Here is an 18,846-nt window from a genome sequence, read left to right as displayed (position 1 = left end):
TGGTTATATCCATTCTTATCCGGGGGAAGTTACTCCTGTCTCTTATACACATCTATATTTATTGCTAAAAAAAGTAGTATTCTTTGTGAAAGTAAATATAAGTAAACTTGTTAGGTGAGGCTCCTAAACAAACATAGGCTATTGCGCAGAAACGTCGAAAGACGCCAATGTGTAAAATAGGAATTGTCGGATTAAGGCTTTTCATAAAATAGCTAAGAGTAATTCTTTACGTTGTTTAGTGCTAAAACTCAGACGATGAGATTGATTGTGTGAGACACCAGACTTGTTAGTTTTTTTCGCTAACGTTTGGTGTCTCTTTTTTGGTTATTTACTGTGGGCTCTCTCGTCTCAAACAATTACTTGATGAAGGGAGAGAGGGATATGATGAAAAGAAAAAAGATCGATTGGCTATTATTGCTGCCTTATTTGGGCGCTAGTCTAATCGGTCTTTTAATTGTTTTCAGCGCTAGTTCTTATCGCTTAATGGCTGAAGGCGAAAATCCATTATCGTTATTTAGCAAGCAGGCGATTTTTATGGGACTTAGCTGGCTGCTGATCGCGGTCATTTATCGTGTAAAAAGCGATGTTTTGGTGAATGGCACCTTGGCAAAAGGTTTATTGGCGGTGGGACTGGTCAGTCTGCTACTGGTAAAAATAAGCGGGGTCAGTATCAATGGTGCTCAAAGGTGGGTGTCGTTATTCGGTATCCAGTTTCAGCCTTCCGAGGTGACGAATGTCGCGTTGATCCTGTATTTGGCTTATTTTTTCCGAGTGAAGCGAACGAGGCGCGAGCTGAGGATTCCCTGCGGACTTGTTTTACTCAGCGGTCTGATGATTTTGCTGCAGCCGAAGGTAACAGGCGCGATTATTATCTGGGGGATCGCTTTAGTAATCATTACGACTGCTGAATTACCTTATCAGCTTTCAGTGTTCATTTTTTTGACGCTTATCGTAGGAATTGCCTTGATAGGCGGTCTGATTCTTTTTCTAGGCAGTCATCAGCTGTTGCCTGAATTGTTTGCCCATACCTATGATCGTATTCGCTTAGTAAGAGATCCTTTTTTAGATCCGTATGGCAAAGGATTTCAAATGAGCAACTCGTATTATGCGCTGTATAATGGCGGCTTCTTTGGCAGAGGGTTAGGCAATAGTATTACGAAAAAAGGCTATCTGCCAGTCGCCGAGACGGATTTTGTTTATTCGATTTTAGTGGAGGAATTAGGTGTGATCGTCGGTTTGCTTGTCTTGGCGCTGCTATTTCTGATTGCTCTTCGTTTATTTGTATTAGCGGCGAAGGAGACGAGTCAGCAGGTCAGCTTGATTTATTTTGGCGTGGGAACCTTAGTGCTGCTTCAAACAAGTATCAATATCGCCAGTATTTTAGGTCTGATACCTATGACCGGAGTGCCGCTGCCGTTTATTAGTTACGGCGGAACCAGCTATTTGATTCTTTCTATGGCTTTGGGCATCTGTCTAAAATTTTCTTCGGAGGATCGCACACATGATGAAACGTTTGAGCAACGAATTTAACTATTCTCTGTTTTTGCCGATTTTCTTATTCTATTTGATTAGCATCGGCGTGCAATCGTTGGCCGCTGAATTAGATGGCGATGACGTGAAGCGGGTGGTGATGAAGCAGATTCTTTTTTGTCTGGTGTCACTGGCGGCAATGGTACTAGTCAGCAGAATTAAAACTTCCCATCTGTTGAAATATGCTCCGGTCTTTTATGTTCTGTCGTTAGGCGTGATGGCTCTATTGTATTGGTTCTATGATCCTGCTATGTACTTCGTGACCAACACGAAACGCTGGCTGCGCATCGGTAGTTTTTCCTTTCAGCCGTCAGAATTGATGAAGCTGAGTTTTATTCTTTTTATGGTTCGTTTAACGCTGATTAATGAAATGCAATGCGTGAAGCGAACCTTGAGAAGCGATCTGCGTTATATAGGAAAAATCGCATTATACAGCTTGCCGACATTCTTACTGATGTTTATGCAGCGGGATTTTGGTACAAGCTTGGTTTTTATTGCTGTCTTGGGAGCGTTGTTTGTTATTTCTGGAGTGCACTGGAAAATCCTCGCTGTAATTACAGGTGCAGGTGCAGCGCTAGGCAGTACGTTATTAATTTTAGTGTTCAGTGAGTGGGGGAACAAGCTGCTTTATTGGCTGCATTTTAAAACGTATCAATTAGATCGCGTTCGGGCCTGGGTCGATCCTTTTCAATATCGCGACTCTATCGCCTATCAGCAGGTCCAAAGTCTTTATGCCATTGGCTCGGGCGGACTCTTTGGGCGAGGGACAGAGCAGGCTTCGGTCTATGTTCCCGTCCGCGAATCGGACATGATCTTTACGGTGATCGGTGAAAGCTTTGGTTTTATCGGCGGGACGCTGGTGATTTTTCTGTATTTCTATTTGTTTTATCAAATCCTGTCTGCTGCGATTAGAACCAATAACAAAGCGAACCTCTATCTGGCGGCAGCTTTTGTCTTCAGTTTGTTGTTTCAAATTTTTGAAAACATCGGCGCGGCGATCGGGATTCTGCCTTTAACAGGAATTCCCTTGCCGATCTTGAGTCAAGGTGGAACGTCCTTGATCGTACTGGGTATGGGCCTTGGTATCATGCTGGGATTTAGAGAAAATAGGTGAAAAGAGAGATGAAGATAATTATGCGAAAAAAGCTTTTTCTTAGCAGCGTAGGCGCGTTGCTGGGAGTAATCATTTTAACCGCAGCGGTGGCAATGGACGCGCAGTGGCTCAACAATTTGGATAATCTTTTTATCCAACATCGAATACCGGATATTCCTTACTTAACAGTTTTTGCCGGCGCGACCGCAAAGTTCGCAACGATTGGTCCGATGCTGGTCATTTTTAGTGCTCTTGCGATTTTTCTGCTGCGGATCAATTATAAAGGGTTGGCTGCTTGGGGTCTTGGAAATCTGTTTTTGATCAGTGGTGTCGGATATTTGTTGAAGCAGCTGCTTCAACGAACGCGGCCGGATCAAGTACAGTATATTGCCCGCTCGTCCTATAGCTTCCCCAGCGGGCATTCACTGCTGATCATGACGTTTATCTGTTCCTTGTTTTTGATTTATTTTTTCAGAGAGAAGAAGCTGCCGATATACCTCAAGCTCGTGTTGATTTTGTTAGGAATCACGATTGCCGGCGGCCGGCTTTATTTAGGTGTCCATTATTTTAGCGATATCCTGACGGGACTGTTTCTCGGTGCCGGTCTAACTTTTGGGACTGCCGGCTTGTTTTATCCTTATTTGCAGCAGAGCAGTCCGCGCTTAACACGAACAAGAAAATCCGCCTTTTCAACCTGGCAGAAAGTATTATTGAGTGCAATCGCAGTTTTGGTGGTGCTTGTTTCGGGCGCCAGTGTTTTTGCGCTAAAGTTTTATCATAGCTCGCAAAAAATGGCGGACTCCATGTATTCGCCCATCGAACGGACAGGAAAATTAAAATCACCGGAAGCAACTGAGCCGATGAGTATTTTAATTTTAGGGATCGCAAACGATGCGAAAAGAAAAACGGACTTTCGCGCGAATACGATCATAGTCGCCACTTTAAACAATCAAACAAAAGAAACGACCCTAGTAAGTATCCCGCGAGATTCCTTTGTAGAGATCGTCGGAGCGGACTATCAGGATAAGATCAATCATGCGCATTCCATCGGCGGACCGGAGATGATCATGAATACGGTAGAAAAATTTTTAGATATTCCGATTCATCATTATGTCTCAGTCAATATGGATGGTTTGCAGACGCTAGTCGATGCGGTGGGTGGTGTCACGGTAGATAATGACTTTGCTTTTTCGGCGGAGGGAATTGATTATCCAAAAGGGAAACAACACTTGAACGGCTGGGAGGCGCTGCAATATTCACGCATGCGCTACGAAGATCCCACAGGCGACTATGGACGCCAAGGAAGGCAACGAGAGGTAATGGAATTGTTAATCAATAAAATACTCTCAACGAAAAGTATTTTCAGCTATCAGAAAATTTTAGACGGCATTGGAGAAAATGGAAAGACCGATCTAACCTTTGATCAAATGCAGAAAATTTTGACAGGCTACCATTCTTGTCTGACAAAAATCAATAGCCAGCAGGTTCAAGGCGAAGGCTTCACCGGCGACGGTGTTACAGGGGAAGAGGGGATATCCTATCAAAAAATTCCGCAGGAGGAAGTGGATCGTGTGAAGGAACTTTTGCATAAGCAATTAGACATAGAAGATAAATAGTGCCATCAACGAAAGACTTTCCGAATGATTCATTTTGCTAAAGTGATTCATTAGAATATCTAATACGCCGGCTAAATGTTCTGCTTTGAAATCAAGTTGCGCTATAATAACAGCGGAAAGGCGGGAAATTATGCTTAGTCAAATAGGATTATTATTTATAGTCGGTGTCTTGGCCGGAATATTAGGGTCGATCTTGGGGATCGGCGGCGGAATTATTTTAACGCCCTTTTTGACGTTAGTGCTGGGATTGGATATCCAATATGCGATCGCAGCCAGTATTGTTTGCGTGATCGCGACAAGTTCAGGTGCGACGATCGCTTACTTGAAGGATGATATGTTGAACCTGCGTGTGGCGATGTTTTTAGAGATCGCGACAACGATCGGCGCCATCGTGGGGGCTTTGCTTTCAGGTGTCGTACCGACGGGCTTCTTATTTATTTTATTCGGCGGCTTTTTGTTGTTTTCAGTCGTGAATATGATTCAAAAGCTGCGGGGCAAATCGGATAAGCCAGTTACTGAATCGACGGGCGACTCGTTGGCGGAAAAATTAAAGCTGAACGGTTCCTACTATGATAAAGTACTGGAAAAGCAAATTGATTATCAGGTTGAAAAGGTCCCTGGCGGCTTTGCCATGATGTTCGGCGCGGGAATCGCATCGGGCTTATTAGGAATCGGCAGTGGTGTTTTCAAAGTAACCGCCATGGATACTATCATGAAAATGCCCTTAAAGCCTTCGAGTGCTACCAGTAATTTAATGATGGGAGTAACTGCGGCTGCTTCTGCGATGGTTTACTTTTTCAGCGGAGCGATTCTACCGCAAATCGCAGCGCCGTTAGCCTTAGGAGTATTAATCGGTGCGACGATCGGTTCTCGAATCATGACGCGGCTAAAACCAATCGTGATCCGAATGATCTTTATTCCGATTTTATTGCTTATGGGAATTCAAATGGTTCTGCGGGGATTTGGGGTGATCAGCTAATGGAAAATAAAGAAGAGATGCTGAAAATCGAGCGTTCCATCGGGTATATTTTACGAATTGGTGTAGTCGTTTCGGCTGGGATCATTTTGCTTGGAATGATATTATTATTTTTCTTACCCACTGCTACGCAAGTGCCGAATAGTTTGCCTCTGATCTTCCAAGGTTTGCTGCAATTAAACGGGGAAGCCTTTATCATGTTGGGTCTTTTTTGTTTGATACTAACGCCTGTTTTGCGGGTAGTCGTTTCGATTTTCGCTTTTGCGAAAGAAAAAGATTATTTATATGTCGTTATTACCATTATCGTGCTGATTATCTTAGTGATTGGGATGAGTTTTGGTTTAGTTGAAAAGTAAAAGCGAAAACTCCGATCAGCAGATGCTGGTCGGAGTTTTTTATCTCAACTTTTTCTCATTAAAATTTGACTGGTCAAGCGCTCAAGCGTTTCCTTTGTACCAAAGAAGTTGTCTGGTAATTTTCGAATATCTTTTAGCGCTTCTTCTGTGTAATCTGCAGCCAGCTGCTGTGCGTAAGTGACACCACCTAATTGCTGCACCAGCTTTTGAACCTGAAGCGTGTCTTCGTCGGTCATTTGCTTTTTCTTTTCCAAGTAAGGACGCAATTGTTCCTTTTCTTGGTTCAGCGCATAGATCAAGGGTAACGAATAGACGCCTTGCCGGACATCTTCTAAGACTGGCTTGCCCAAAGTCGCAGCATCTGCCTGATAATCCAGCAGATCATCCATAATTTGAAAGGCAATACCGATATTTAATCCGATGGTATTAGCTTTTTTTGCGAAGCGCTCACTATTGCCGCTCTCGAAAGCCCCAACGGAACAGCTTAAGGCAAAAAGCTCAGCGGTTTTTCCTGAGATATTTTCCACGTACTCAGCGACCGATTGATCAAGCTTGTAGCGATCATCCATTTGGCCTAATTCACCATCTAGGATTTTTTCCATGCTGCGGGAGTTCAATTGCAGGCTTCTCAAAGAAGTCGAGTAATCGGACAATAACTTGAAACAGCAAATGAACAAATAATCCCCTGCATACACCGCGGTATCATTTCCAAAGGCAGAACGAATCGTTGGCAGGCCGCGTCGTAATGCTGATTCATCGACAATATCATCATGAATCAGTGTTGCTGTGTGAAGCATCTCGATAGAAGCCGCCAGCGAGGTGGCCTTTTTTTCATCTTGATCTGGACCGAATTGCGAAAATAAGAGCTGATAGGCCGGCCGCAACAGTTTGCCGCCTGCTTGGATCATATCCAGTACGGCTGCTTCTACTTTTTTATTTTTTAATTTGACGACACTTTCCATTAATTCAAGGGTCGTTGTTAACTGTTTAGCAAGGTCAGGGTATTCTTGCCACATGGGATGAAGTTTCATTCTTGAAACCCTCCTGATCCTTATTTATTTTTTTTTAGACAATTCATAATCTACTTGAAATTTTTTCAATGCTCGGACATGGACCAGCAGATAATTTCCTGCAATCCCGATCACGATCCCGGCAAGGATACCCAAGAGGGACATGACCGGCAAATAGAGCATGACGGTCCAAGACTGGGCAATCCAGCTTGCGACCAGCAGCTGTCCGACATTATGAAGAAAACCGCCGGCGGCACTGATGCCGATGATGCTGACGCGCTTAGGTCCGAGGCTTTTTACTAAAAGCATGCCAAAATAGCTCAAGAGTGAGCCGCTCATACTATATAAAAAGGTCGAGACAGTCCCGCCTAAAAGGGTCGTTAAAATCAGACGCATCCAAATCAAACGGAAGCTGTCTCTTTTAGGCATCGTAAAAATCGCCACGATTGTAATTAAATTGGCGAGTCCCAGCTTTGCTCCAGGCGCGAAGGCGAAAGGGGACGGAAACATATTCTCAATAAGGCCCAAGATTACCCCTTGCGCGACTAGGAGTGCTATGTAGATCAGCTTTTGTGTTTTATTCATAGTAAGGGCAGTTAGTAAATAACACTGCCGGGCTCCCCTCCGTCTGAGGATTTGATCTCGATCACTAATTTATGCGGCAGACAGACGATGGTCTCGCCAGATTGATCGATCCAGCCGCGGCGTACGCAGATTTGATCCCCGCAATCTGCTTCTTTGATCCGAATCCGATTTCCCTTAACCTCGATCAGATTATAGTCGCCGTCTTTATCTTCATAACGATAGGTGTAAGCCTGTGATTTATCCGAAAGATCAAAGGTTTTGAGTTCTTTTCCATCGACCGAAAGGACCGCCTTTTGTGTAGGACTCGATACACGATTGAGACTGAAGACCACGACAGGAGCAAAGGAAAGCAAAATAAGGATCATAACGATGATGCCATCCCAAGGTCGAAGTAAACTATTTTTAGCAAAATCCTTCAGTTTCAATGTGCACACCTCTTTCATTTTTTCTCTTATCATAACATAAAGAAAGTTCTAAAGAGGGATACAAGCCCTTTAGAACTTTCCTTCAATATTAGTCAAATTACTTGGAACTGTTTTTTCCGTAAATTGATCTTGGTGTTCCATACCACCATCTGCCGGCAGTTCGTTGGATCCAAGGAATGACCCAGCGATCCAGACCTAATGCGCGACCAGAGCCATTCATTAAGGCAAAGGCAACAAAGATAAACCAGATGTTTACCCAATAGAACATACCTGATAGACAGAAGACAATGGTCAGACCGATTGTCGCAGCACTGGCTAACCAAGTAAACAATCCGAAGATCAAGGCTAACGCAATACCGATTTCAACGAAGGTCATAAATTTCTGCATGAATAAGGCAACATCTCGATTCGGCATCATGAATTCCATGATGTTGGCGAACCAGTGGGGCATTTTTTCAAAGACCGGCATTGGATTTTCACCAAAAGCGTAGCTAAGACCAAAATGTGTTGCGGCATTAGCGGCTGCATCCGTTGCTCCGCCAGCAGCACCAGTAGCCGCAGTTGTAGCTTCAGCCGCGTGTGCTCCGGCTGCTGAGGCACCAGTTGTTACTTGTTCTTGCAGCCAAGGGAAAGGGAAGACCACTTTATCGGTAAACCATGAGCCGCTGCCGAACCAAGAGCTTGGATTCAAATAGCTGCCGTCACCGACTACTTTTTTCGATGCTTCAATTAACCACATTGAACCGTAGAAGACACGTAATGGAACGCTCCAAAGAACATTTCCGTAACGAGAAGAATGTCCGCGGGTCACATTGCGATCATTTTTGATATGGAAGAACTCGTGCATCATGTATTGGAACATGTAATAGCCCGAACGAATCGTAAAGAAGTACAACAAATTAACTAAATGTTTAACGACGATTGCCAAGAAACCCGATATGTGGAATTTATCCATCAAGTTGGCAACGCCCCATTTAGAGCCAATTGAAACCATGAAACCTTGATAGTTACTCTTGAATTCGTGTTTTGGTGTGTTTTTGATCTTGGCTACAATGTTGGCTGCTGCGGTGTGTCCGGTTTGTTCAGCCGCTTGAACAATCTGCGGAGTCGGACGGCCATCGCCATTTTCCTCATAGTGAACCAAATCACCAATGATATAAATATCTTTATCTTCATAGCCTTTAGCTTGCATATATTCATTCGCATATAAGCGTTGACCGCGTGCTGCTTCTAGGCCAAAATCAGCAGCATCTGTCGTTCCTTTGACACCAGCAGTCCAAATCAACGTATTAGTTGGGATCTGTGAGCCATCTTTTAAGACGATGTGATCTGCTGTAACTTCAGTGATCGGTGCGCCTTTCTTCAATTGAATGCCTTTTTTCATCATAAAACGTTCGGCTTTTTCCGCGTCTTTACGATCAAGCATGTTCAAAATCGTCGGAAGGGCTTCCACAACCATCAAAGTAAATTCTTCTGGTCGTAATTTATGCTCTTTTGCCAGAACCTTTTTCCATTCCATTAATTCGCCGATCATTTCGATCCCAGTGAAGCCTGAACCGCAGACAACAAAGGTCAACATCGCACGACGAGTCGCTTCATCAGGCTCAAGCGCTGCTTTTGCGACAGTTTCTTCGATGTGCTTTCTAATTTTGATCGCGTCTTCCATTGACCATAAGGTAAAGCCGTGTTCTTTGACGCCGGGAGTACCGAAGTCGTTAGGTTCGCCGCCCATACCGATGATTAATTGATCAAAGGGGTACTTGCCTAGTTTGGTTTTGACGATTTTTTTCTCTTTATCGATGCCGATGACTGTATCAGTAACTAGTGAAACATTTTTCTTGCGGGCAAATAACCGCTGTAAATCGTATTGAACCGCTTCTGGTTCAACGCGTCCACCAGCCACTTCGTGTAATTCGGTCATCATTGTATGGTAAGAGTGACGATCGATCAACGTGATCTCAACGTCGTCTTTTTTTAACTTTTTGGACATGAATTTCGTTGCTGCGACACCTGCATAACCTGCACCGACAACGACAATCTTCTGTTGTGCCATTGATAATCCGCTCCTTCTAAATGATAATGACTGCACAATAATAATAAATTGATAATGCCTGAACAATCGAATTCATTATACATTTAGTTTATTTTTTTGTCTATTAGAATTAAGTTAAACTAATTAAGCGCCTTTTTTAATAAATTAATTAGAAAAATAGGATAAATATAAAAAATGATGTACAAACTTAAATAAGTGATTTAGAATGATTCTTGTTTAATGAATCACAAAAAAAGAAAAAGGTGGAGTTTAATCATGAAAATGAAAAAAATAGTATCAGGATTTGCTGTGGTAGCGTTTACTACACTAGCTTTGGCAGCTTGTGGCGGAAACAATGATAAAGAATCAGCATCAAGTTCTTCAGCGAGCTCTTCTGAAGCCGTAAAACCAGCGGAAAAAGAAGCAGGCGGCGATCTGAAAGACGGTACCTACAAACTTGAAGAAAAGAACTATTCAAATGGTTATCGCGTAGTTTTTGACATGACTGTCAAAGACGGTAAAATCACGAAATCTAACTATGATTATTTAAATGAAGACGGCAAGTCTAAACAAAAGGATGCCGATTACGAAAAGAACATGAAAGAAAAAACGAAAACGGGTCCTAAAGAATACATTCCAGCATTGAATAAATCTTTAGAACAAACGCAAAATCCAGATGCAGTTGAAGTGGTTACTGGTGCAACACATTCAAGTGAAGCGTTTAAAAATTACTCACAACAGTTGGTTCAAGCAGCTCAAGCTGGCGATACGAAAACAATCGAAATCGACAATGGCGCTGAATTGAAGGATGGCACGTATACATTAGAAGAAAAGAACTACTCTAACGGCTACCGGACAGTCTTCAATATGACGGTTGCTGGCGGAAAAATCACTGAATCGAACTTTGACATGGTCGACAAAGATGGCAAATCTAAAAAAGATGACGCTGAATACGAAAAGAACATGAAAGCTAAAAGCGGCGTTGGTCCAAAAGAATACATCGAAGACCTGAACAAAGGTTTAGTCGAAAAGGGCACACCTGCTGAAGTTGAAGTGGTAACTGGTGCGACTCATTCATCACATGTATTCCAAACATACGCTGCGCAATTAGTGAATGCTGCTGAAAAAGGCAACACGACAGCGATCCAAGTAGACAATATCGTAACTAAAAATTAATTCCTTTATCAATTAGGGGAGCTTGGAAGAGCTGGGGGTTCCCCAGCTCTTTTTTTGCGAATCATCCATACTGCTATATGAAGGGATTCGCTAAAATACTTTGAAAGTATGGGTTAAACACGCTATGATAAAGTGATAAAATCTTGAATAGATAAAGGAAGTATGAACGTGAAGAAACGTGCATTATTGATGATTTTCGGATTGATCGCCATTGCTTTGACGGCATGCGGCAGTGATCAGCCTAAGATAAATGAGAAACCATATGACGATAAACAGTTTTTGATGGGGACTTATGTCCAGATTCGGATCTATGATGACGGGAAAAAAGCAGCATTGAAGCCGGCTTTTGCTCGAGTGAAAGAATTAGCTGATAAAATCACCGTGAACGAAGAAGGTTCAGAGATCGATGAGATCAATCAAGAGGCTGGCATAAAACCGGTCAAAGTAACCGACGATATGTACTATCTATTGAAGGAAGCCTACAAATACAGTGAAGATTCTAAGGGCGGCTTTGACATGGCGATCGGTTCGATCACCTCATTGTGGCGGATCGGATTCCCTGATGCTCGAAAGCCTGAACAAAGTGAGATCGACCAAGCATTGAAGCTGGTTAATTATCACGATGTAGAGTTTAATGAGACGGATAAAACGGTCTACTTGAAAGAAAAGGGCATGAAGCTGGATTTAGGTGCGATCGCTAAAGGGTATATCACAGATGAAGTGGTCAAAGTTTTGAAGGAAAATGATGTAACGACTGCAATCATCGACCTCGGCGGGAATGTCTATGTTCTGGGGCACAGTCCGCGGGGGGATCAAAAGGAAGATTGGACGGTTGGGATTCAAGATCCAAACCAAGCCCGCAATGTTATTCTAGGCAGCGTTCCTGAAAGTAATATGTCGCTAGTGACCTCGGGAATCTATGAACGCTATTTAGAAGCGGACGGCAAAACCTATCATCACTTGTTTAATCCTAAGACAGGATATCCTTTTGACAATGACATCGCTGGTGTGACGATCGTATCGAAAAAATCGATCGACGGGGATGGTCTTTCCACTGCAGTCTTTTCAATGGGTGTCAAAGAAGGCATGAAGTACGTAGAAGGCTTGAAGGATACCGAGGCGATTTTTGTGACGCGAGACGATAAGGTCTATGTCACTTCCGGCTTGAAGGATGTTTTTGAATTGAATAAGGAAGCTGGTTACACGATGGGCAACGATAAGGATATGAAATAGATGACAAGAGAAAGTTTTTTTGATTTAGTGGAGATCCGCACCAAATTAGCGAGCTTGTTTCCATTTTTGATCGCAGTCCTGTTTACTAATACGTATTTCCATTCGTTTCATTGGGGAAAGACGCTCTTTTTCTTCTTTGGAATGCTTGCTTTTGATATGGCGACGACCGCGATCAATAATTACATGGATTTTCGCAAAGCACATTCTGAAGAATACAAATATCAAGAAAATGTTATCGGGAAAGATCAGCTGTCTGAACGGACTGTTGTGCTGATTATTTTTGGCTTGATCGGCTTTGCGGCGATCGTTGGGATCACCTTAGCTGTTCAAACGGGGTGGCTGCTTTTAGTGATGGGCTGTGCCTGCTGTTTCGTCGGCGTGTTTTATACGTTCGGTCCAATTCCGCTGTCCCGTATGCCTTTAGGGGAAGTCTTCAGCGGGGTGACGATGGGGCTGGGAATTTTTGCTATCACGATCTATTTGAATACCTATGATAAAATGCTCTTTTTCATGGAGCTGGATTTGAAGCATTTTGCGCTTACTGGAAGTACGACGGCGGCGTTGGCTGTTGTGTGGGCATCTTTACCTTTGATCGCGACGATCGCTAACATCATGCTGGCAAACAATATCAGTGATCTGGAGCAGGACATTGCGAACCATCGTTATACCTTGCCGTTTTATTTAGGGAAAAGAAACGCAGTGATCTTGTTTAATCTTTTAATGTACAGTTCTTATGCGGCGATTTTGATTGGACTGATCGCGGGTATTTATCAATGGCCGATTCTGTTGATCTTTGTAAGTTTAGTCAAAGTGTATCCGCAAACGAAAATTTTTACGAAGGAACAGGTCAAAAGCAAGACCTTTGTGCTGTCGATCAAAAATTTAGTGACCTTTAACGGCTGCTATGCATTGGGGCTGTTGGTAACGTTGCTTTGGCAATTTATTAATTAAAAAAATCGATACCGCCACATAGCTTTTATGTGGTGGTTGAATTTGCGGGAAAAAAATGAGTTAAGGGGTCATTATGGACAATACAAAGAGGCTAAAAGCGACTCAAAATAAAATGACGAAAGAAAATTTCTTTGAACTCGTGCAGATTCGCACAAAGTTTGCCGGAATCTTTCCTTTTGTGATCGCTGTTTTATTTACGAATACGTATTTTCATTCCTTCCATCCGGGAAAAACGCTTTTTTTCTTTTTCGGTATGTTTGCCTTTGATTTAGCCATCACGGCGATCAATAATTATATGGATTTTATCAAGGCCCATTCGGAAAAATACAAATATGAAGAGAATCTTATCGGTCGGGAAAATTTATCAGAAAAGCAGATCCAGCGGCTCATTTTTAGTTTGGTAGGTTTTGCGGCAATCGTCGGCTTGATATTGGTGGTCCAAACTGGGTGGCTGCTTTTACCGATGGGGGCGGCGTGCTTTTTTGTTGGTGTGTTTTATACCTATGGCCCGATCCCGCTTTCAAGGATGCCGTTGGGCGAAATTTTTAGCGGCGTAACAGAAGGCTTGGGAATTTTTGTCATCACGATTTATTTGAATACTTACGATCAGCGGCTGTTTTATCTGGAACTGGATTTTAATCGTTTTGCTTTAACAGGTAATACGATGGCAGTGCTGGCGGTTATCTGGGCGGCGTTGCCATTGGTGCTGACGATCGCAAATATCATGTTGGCGAATAATATTAGTGATTTGGAGCAGGATGTTGAGAATCATCGCTATACATTGCCGTTTTATATCGGGCGCAAGTGGAGCGTGAGATTATTCAATGTGTTGATGTACAGCTGCTATGGCGTGATTCTGGTTGGCTTGATCGCTGGCATTTATCAATGGCCGATCCTGCTGACTTTTATCAGTCTGTTAAAAGTGATTCCACAGACTAGGATTTTCACGCAGGAGCAGATTAAGAACAAAACATTTCCGATGGCGGTGGAAAATCTGATCGTGTTTAATAGCTGCTATGCGCTAGGGCTTTTAGTTACGATGATTTTACAGTTTATCTAAAAAAGGAGTCAGTGGTTTTGATCACTGACTCCTTTTTTTACCCTAATTGAATTAAAAAGACGATCAAGCTGAGCACACCTAAACTGGTGACAATCGCAAATAAAATTTTATCACGCTTAGTCGCGAAGACTGGGCGATGATACGTATGGCTGTTCCACAACCAGAAGACGAAGCCTAATGCGTAAATGCCGATGCAATAGAGCAGATTCAGGATACCTGATGAGTAGAGCATGTAGATTCCGTAGACGATTCCGCCAATAGCTAGAAATTGTTGTCCTTTGTGTTTTTTTCCTTTAGCGATCTGCCATAAGAAGGCGGCGGATAAAACGTAAGGAACTAGAACCATGGTTGTCGCGGTATCGGTCACTGCTTGGAAGGCATCCATCGCCCAGCGCGAGATCAAAAAAACGATCTGCATGATGACACCATTCAGAATTAAAGCGTTCACGGGTGCATTTTGTTTATTGGCTTTGCCTAAGAAGGCGGGAAACATTTTATCCTGAGCGGCGTCAAAAGAAATTTCGGCAGCCAAAATCGTCCAGGATATCCAAGCGCCCAATACAGAAATGATGACACCGATATTGATCATGCTGCCAGCCCAAGCGCCAGTCGATGCACGCAGGACGCCGCTTAATGAAGGGCTTGGTAAGTTTGCCAGTTGTTCCTGCGGCAGCGAACCGAAGCTCAGCATCACGATCAAGACATAGATCGCCAGTGTCGTAGAGTAGCCGATCAACGTTGCGCGGCCGACATCGCGGGCACGTTTTGCTCGTCCTGATAAAACGACAGCCCCTTCGATCCCGACGAAGACCCACATCGTTTGCAGCATCGCATGACGGATTTGCGTCGGAACACTGCCGAGCTGTTTGCCATTTAACATCATATTTTTGGCAAAAACATCCATTGAGAAGGTGCGGTATTTAAAATGAATAAATAAAAGAAAAATCGCTAATAATATCGGAACGACCTTGGCACTTGTGGCGATGGTATTCAATAGACTGGCTGTTCGAATCCCGCGAGCAACTAAAAAAATCACACCCCAGATCATAAAGGTGCCTAAAAACAAACCAATCTGTCCGCCAGAACCGCCGATCGAAGGAATAAATTTGCTCAGGGCATCCAAAAATAGAATGACAAAAGAAACATTGCCGATAATATTGCTGAGCCAATAGCCCCAAGCGGAGTTGAAACCGACATAATCGCCAAAGCCGTCTTTGGCATAATAATAGATCCCGCCGATAATCCCCGGCTCTTCCTTTGAAAGAGTTTGAAAAACCTTCGCGATAAAGAAAACGCCAACGCCAGTAATCAGCCACGCCAATAATGAAGCAACGACACCAGCAGATTGAGAAATGCTGCTAGGCAAATTAAAGACGCCGCCTCCCAGCATTGAACCAATCACGATCATGCTTAACCCTAACAAGCTCATCTCCTTCGTATGATTGTCAGGTACTTGATTCTGTTCCATAAATAATTCTCCCAGTTTATAGTAATAAAGCATTTTTACTGCCAGTGCTTCTTATACTCCAGCTCTTTTAATGAGACGAAAGCTTAATAAGAAACACTCTTTCTATATAAGCATATTTACTTAAAAATAACCATAAGGGGGAAGTGAAACTCCATCGACTTAACTTAAAGAAGTGCCATTTAATTATAATCTAATTCAAATGATGCCGTTCTTTTGCTTCATTTTTAACGAGTCAACAAACCTAATGTTGCAGAAGCTGCTAAAAGAAAAAATAGTATGTTATTAATACCATTCTTAGCTGTCAGCTAGTATGATTCGTTTGAATGTAAAAAATAGAATAAATATTAAGATTTAGGATGTAACCTTTTTAGAGAGGGTGTTTTTTTATTTGTCAGAGTGATAAAATTGAACCAGCGAGGGGGGCTAAGATGATTGAGATTCGAGTAGCAACAGCAAAGGATGCGTCTGCGTTAGTCGCAATTTACGCGCCTTATGTCACAGAAACAACAATTACTTTTGATTATGAAGTACCGAGTGAAAAGGACTTCGCTGAGAGAATTCAAGAAACGCTCCATACATATCCTTATTATATTGCTGAGGAAAACGGAGAGATTTTAGGCTATGCTTACGCGCATGCTTACAAAGACAGAGCCGCTTATGATTGGTCAGTGGAGGTCAGTGTCTATGTGGATCGTGAAAAACGTGGGAATGGTGCAGGAAAGCACTTGTATCAAGCGTTGGAAGAGACATTAAGTAAGCAAAACGTCGCGATTTTAACTGCGTGTATAACGGGCGGGAACGAAGGAAGTATAAAATTCCATGAAAAGCTTGGCTATCAGGAGGTCGCGAACTTTCCAAAGATTGGCTATAAGTTTGAGCAGTGGCATGATGTTATTTGGCTGCAGAAATTTATGACGGAGACTAAAGGGAAGCTGCCTGCGTTTATCCCTTTTTCTAAGCTATGAACATAAGGGAACGAATAAAGAGCAATCCGGCGATGATGGGGAGAGTCATGTTGGGTGTCTTTGTCTTTGCGATCGTTTTTCGAGTGTTGATCGCGGTAACGATGCCGATTAAAATCTATATGCAGGCAGGCTATGATGACGCACTTTCTATCAATCAGGCATTGAGTATTTTGGACGGGAAATGGCTGGGTACATATGGTACCGGGACGCTGACGAAAGGCTTGTCTTTCACTTTCTTTTTACTTGTGAATCATTTTTCACACTTGTCGTATCCCTTGTTTTTATGCTTAGTCAATATTGGGGCGGCTTTTGCCATTGTCAAAGCATTGGCGCCAGTGATTAAAAATAAATATTTGAGCGGGTTAGGTTTCTTATTTCTGATCTATTCACCTGCGACCTTGACCTCAGATTTTTCGCTGCGGGTTTATCGGAATAGTCTGGTCTTTGCGGCGGTGCTATTTGTTTTAGCTGGCATTCTTGGTCTTTATTTGCGAAGAAAAGAGACGCTGAAAAAACGCCTTCCCTGGTCAATATTAGTAACGATCGCATTTCCTTTTTTCTGGTATTTGCGGGAGGATTCGATTTGGCTGCTGCCGCTTTATATCGTGGCGACATTTTGCACGTTTTTTGGGATCATCGTACAGGATCAGCCATTGGGTTCATCGTTGAAGGAAGGGCTCGATCGTATTTGGCAGCTGTTGAAGGCGGCGAACAAGCAAAAGCTTGTCGGCAATCTTTTACTGCTGATTGCGCCGTTGATTTTTACGCTAGGGGAGTCGCTGCTGATCTCTAAGGTGAATCAAAATCACTACGGCATCTTTACGACGAATGATCGGACAAAAACGTCTTTTGCCAAATTAACGGAAAACTTGATTCAAATTGATAATAGCGGTTATGATTCTGAAGCCGTTGCTGAAAACAGTGGGATCTGGGTGTCGAAAAAGACCTTTGCCGAAGCGCAGAAGGTTTCACCGACTTTTGCGAAATATCGCAAAGGGATCGAATGGATCTGGAATGAATCGATTTGGCCGGATGCCTGGCCAGTCAAAAACGATGAGCTGCCTGGCGATATGTTTGTCTGGGCCTTGCGGGAAATGTTTAAGCAGGAAGGTCTGTATAAGGACGGCGCTGCAAATGAAAAAGTCTTTAAAAAGATCAACCAAGAGCTGGAGGAGGGCTTCAAGTCTGGCGAGCTGAAAAAGAAAAAAATGTTCTTCGTATCAAAGCAGAGTAATGGAAAGAAGCTTGAGGATATGGGGAAAGTTTTCAGCTACATGGGTGCCGGTATTTTAGAAACAACGCTTTACAAAAGCTATCAGACCAGTTATGGCGGCTCGATCTTTATGCCGGATCAACCAGCTGAGGTGGTTCTCGATCTGCTGAATGTCAAATCTGTTTCTACGCTTAAATCAGGAATGGCCGCAGAGTCGAAGCGGACGAGGCTGACAGTCTGGATCATCACGGGCATCATCTGGATCTATCGGATTGTTTCACCTGTGCTGCTTCTGGTTAGTTTGGGCGCGATGGTGATTTTTACCGCGGGTTATATCAAAAATAAAAAGACTCGTAAAGTTCTAGCGGACTATTTGATTATTTTTCTTGGTCTGCTGCTGACTTATCTGGTCTATCTATTTGGGGTATCCTGGTTTGCGACTTGGGCACCAAATGGCAAGGGCTTGTTCATGTTTTTCTATACAGGTGCTGGTGTACCGTTGATCCAAGTGATCGAATTGCTGGGCGTGGCGCTGGTTGTCAGAAACGTACAGAACAAATTATTTGAAGATAAAGTGAGTTTAAATTAGATTCAGCTAATAGTATTCTAATTAAATTCATTAGGAATTGTTACGCGGCTATTCCAATGGTTTGCTATCCTTGCATTGTAAAAGATAAGGAGGGCCCTAATAGCGCAATGAAACGAGAGAGGAACACTTCGAAAAACGAAGTAAAAACCACCGACTTTCTACTAGAAATGTTGGCGTTGTTCATTCTAATTTCCTTAACTATTTATGCCATTAGAACTGGGAAAATTTTTTAAAAGATACTTTGCTTCATAAGTATCTTTTTTTTTGCACTTTTTTTGTAGAACTAGACCAAAAAAGGAGAACCTGCGGAATTTTTTTTGCAGGTTCTCCTTTTTCAAAATTTATCATAAAGACCATAAGCTGCTAATATCGACAATTAAGAAAGAACTAGGCGCCTAGCGACACAATCGTTCTACGAAGTAAATGATATATAGGTAGTAGAGGTTAAGGATTCACTTGAAAATCTCTTACTTTATAAGATTGCATGTGGAGTGTTTAACTTGTTATAGTTTATTGATAGTATAGTAATTGCAGCTTACTCTATAGTGCATGTCTCTTATACACATCT

General features: G+C 42.7%; 16 protein-coding genes and 1 riboswitch. Of the genes, 11 read left to right on the top strand and 5 right to left on the bottom strand.

The window, feature by feature from the left end; all coding sequences use genetic code 11:
* Positions 1–99: 99 nt before the first annotated feature.
* A riboswitch (M-box (ykoK) riboswitch) is annotated at positions 100–267 on the top strand.
* A 114-nt stretch (positions 268–381) separates the two neighbouring features.
* The 5 genes from A5875_RS19530 to A5875_RS19510 all read left to right on the top strand — a co-directional run bounded on the left by A5875_RS19530 (position 382) and on the right by A5875_RS19510 (position 5,571).
* Entirely contained in the window at positions 382–1,530 is a 1,149-nt protein-coding gene (locus A5875_RS19530; protein WP_088935237.1) for an FtsW/RodA/SpoVE family cell cycle protein, read from the top strand.
* On the top strand, positions 1,502–2,644 hold the full coding sequence (locus A5875_RS19525) for an FtsW/RodA/SpoVE family cell cycle protein (protein ID WP_088935236.1): 1,143 nt from the start codon (positions 1,502–1,504) through the stop codon (positions 2,642–2,644). Before A5875_RS19530 ends, A5875_RS19525 begins: the two co-directional genes overlap by 29 nt.
* 8 nt (positions 2,645–2,652) lie before the next feature.
* On the top strand, positions 2,653–4,239 hold the full coding sequence (locus tag A5875_RS19520) for a phosphatase PAP2/LCP family protein (protein WP_242551178.1): 1,587 nt from the start codon (positions 2,653–2,655) through the stop codon (positions 4,237–4,239).
* Positions 4,240–4,369: 130 nt separating this feature from the next.
* A complete protein-coding gene (locus A5875_RS19515; RefSeq protein WP_088935235.1) occupies positions 4,370–5,218 on the top strand; it encodes a sulfite exporter TauE/SafE family protein in 849 nt (282 codons plus the stop codon).
* Entirely contained in the window at positions 5,218–5,571 is a 354-nt protein-coding gene (locus tag A5875_RS19510; protein WP_088935234.1) for a DUF1634 domain-containing protein, read from the top strand. The genes A5875_RS19515 and A5875_RS19510 overlap by 1 nt, the downstream gene beginning before the upstream one ends.
* Before the next feature lie 44 nt (positions 5,572–5,615).
* Here the strand turns inward: A5875_RS19510 and A5875_RS19505 are convergent, their stop codons facing one another.
* The 4 genes from A5875_RS19505 to A5875_RS19490 form a co-directional block, all read right to left on the bottom strand.
* A complete protein-coding gene (locus A5875_RS19505) occupies positions 5,616–6,602 on the bottom strand; it encodes a polyprenyl synthetase family protein (RefSeq protein ID WP_088935233.1) in 987 nt (328 codons plus the stop codon).
* A gap of 24 nt (positions 6,603–6,626) precedes the next feature.
* Positions 6,627–7,166, bottom strand: coding sequence for a Gx transporter family protein (locus A5875_RS19500; protein ID WP_088935232.1), 540 nt, complete (start codon positions 7,164–7,166; stop codon positions 6,627–6,629).
* 11 nt (positions 7,167–7,177) lie between these two features.
* On the bottom strand, positions 7,178–7,591 hold the full coding sequence (locus tag A5875_RS19495; RefSeq protein WP_088935231.1) for a NusG domain II-containing protein: 414 nt from the start codon (positions 7,589–7,591) through the stop codon (positions 7,178–7,180).
* Between the two features lie 97 nt (positions 7,592–7,688).
* Positions 7,689–9,644, bottom strand: coding sequence for an FAD-dependent oxidoreductase (locus tag A5875_RS19490; RefSeq protein WP_088935230.1), 1,956 nt, complete (start codon positions 9,642–9,644; stop codon positions 7,689–7,691).
* 255 nt (positions 9,645–9,899) lie between these two features.
* On the opposite strand from A5875_RS19490, the gene pplA reads away from it, so the two are divergent.
* The 4 genes from pplA (at position 9,900) to menA (A5875_RS19470) (ending at position 14,043) form a co-directional block, all read left to right on the top strand.
* Complete coding sequence (gene pplA, locus A5875_RS19485; RefSeq protein WP_088935229.1) at positions 9,900–10,799, top strand: extracellular electron transfer flavoprotein PplA; 900 nt, start codon at positions 9,900–9,902, stop codon at positions 10,797–10,799.
* Between the two features lie 168 nt (positions 10,800–10,967).
* Complete coding sequence (locus A5875_RS19480; protein ID WP_088935228.1) at positions 10,968–12,032, top strand: FAD:protein FMN transferase; 1,065 nt, start codon at positions 10,968–10,970, stop codon at positions 12,030–12,032.
* Positions 12,033–12,983, top strand: coding sequence for a 1,4-dihydroxy-2-naphthoate polyprenyltransferase (gene menA, locus A5875_RS19475; protein WP_088935227.1), 951 nt, complete (start codon positions 12,033–12,035; stop codon positions 12,981–12,983).
* Between the two features lie 73 nt (positions 12,984–13,056).
* Positions 13,057–14,043 (top strand): 1,4-dihydroxy-2-naphthoate polyprenyltransferase, encoded by a 987-nt coding sequence (menA, locus tag A5875_RS19470; protein WP_088935226.1) that lies wholly within the window; start codon positions 13,057–13,059, stop codon positions 14,041–14,043.
* Positions 14,044–14,080: 37 nt separating this feature from the next.
* Here menA (A5875_RS19470) and A5875_RS19465 read toward each other — a convergent pair whose 3' ends face one another.
* The gene (locus A5875_RS19465; RefSeq protein ID WP_088935225.1) at positions 14,081–15,511 is read right to left on the bottom strand and encodes a basic amino acid/polyamine antiporter; all 1,431 of its coding nucleotides are present in this window, start codon (positions 15,509–15,511) and stop codon (positions 14,081–14,083) included.
* 428 nt (positions 15,512–15,939) lie between these two features.
* Between A5875_RS19465 and A5875_RS19460 the strand changes: the two genes are divergently transcribed.
* Positions 15,940–16,476 carry a GNAT family N-acetyltransferase gene (locus A5875_RS19460; RefSeq protein WP_088935224.1) on the top strand — a complete coding sequence of 179 codons (537 nt, stop codon included), beginning with the start codon at positions 15,940–15,942 and terminating at the stop codon, positions 16,474–16,476.
* A gap of 32 nt (positions 16,477–16,508) precedes the next feature.
* Positions 16,509–18,278, top strand: a complete 1,770-nt coding sequence (locus tag A5875_RS19455; protein WP_088935223.1) for a hypothetical protein — start codon at positions 16,509–16,511, stop codon at positions 18,276–18,278.
* The last annotated feature ends 568 nt before the right edge of the window (positions 18,279–18,846 follow it).

The sequence above is a fragment of the Enterococcus sp. 3H8_DIV0648 genome (assembly GCF_002140655.1).
Taxonomy (GTDB): Bacteria; Bacillota; Bacilli; order Lactobacillales; family Enterococcaceae; genus Enterococcus_A; species Enterococcus_A hulanensis.
This window is presented reverse-complemented; position numbering and strand designations above follow the sequence as displayed.